Source organism: Asaia sp. SF2.1, assembly GCF_000505765.1.
Taxonomy (GTDB): domain Bacteria; phylum Pseudomonadota; class Alphaproteobacteria; order Acetobacterales; family Acetobacteraceae; genus Asaia; species Asaia bogorensis.
Window position 1 is genome coordinate 53,857 of the sequence record NZ_AYXS01000011.1, and the last position, 804, is coordinate 54,660.

At 46.8% G+C, this 804-nt stretch carries 1 protein-coding gene; it reads right to left on the reverse strand.

Annotated features, from left to right (window positions below):
- On the reverse strand, nucleotides 1-804 hold an 804-nt coding region (locus tag P792_RS36540; protein ID WP_152530172.1), incomplete at both ends, for an AAA family ATPase.

Below are 804 nucleotides of genomic sequence, written 5' to 3' on the forward strand. Positions count from 1 at the left end.
GCAGCTTTAATATCTCACGCTCGACATCACTGAATGAGTTACCTCGCATAGCTACGGATAGAATATCTTTCCATTTACCAAATCTGTGCAAATCTGGGCCAAGAAATCTCTGGACGGCAGTAGAAATAGCGTCGTCTGTAGGTGTTTTAAATTCGGCAATTACATCAAAGCGACGCCAAAGAGCAGGATCGATCAACTCACGATGGTTGGTTGCAGCTATGAGCAAGCTTGAAGAAGGCCAAGAGTCTATTTCTTGAAGTATTACCGTGACGAGGCGTTTTAGTTCTCCAATGTCACTATCGTCACTCCTTTTTTTTGCAATAGAATCTATTTCATCTAAAAGTAAAACGCACGGGCTTTTTTTTGCAAAATCAAATGCTGCCCTAATGTTACCGCCACTTTTACCTAATAGGCTGCTCATTACGGCGCTTAAATCTAGAATGTAAAATGGCATATCCAGTTGCTCAGCCACCCATTGAGCAGTGAGTGTTTTTCCAACCCCCGGCGGGCCGACCAAAATGGCGGATTTGGACGGGTCAAGCCCTACGGCTGCTAACGTATCGACATGCTTTCTCTCATGCAAAAGTTGGGCCAACAATGCATCGAGTTCAGGCGATAGTAGCGGGCGAGGGCACTTTCTATCCTGCTCGCAAACTCTCAGCAAACACAGGTTTGTCTCACTATCCATAGGAAATTGAGAGTCGGAGGTCCCCTGATCGAGTGCCTTGCGGAGAGCCGAACCTGTTCTTTGTGGTTTGCTTTTTAGTTGCTCGTCGATTTGGCGCGCGAGCTCAGGCAGCTCTC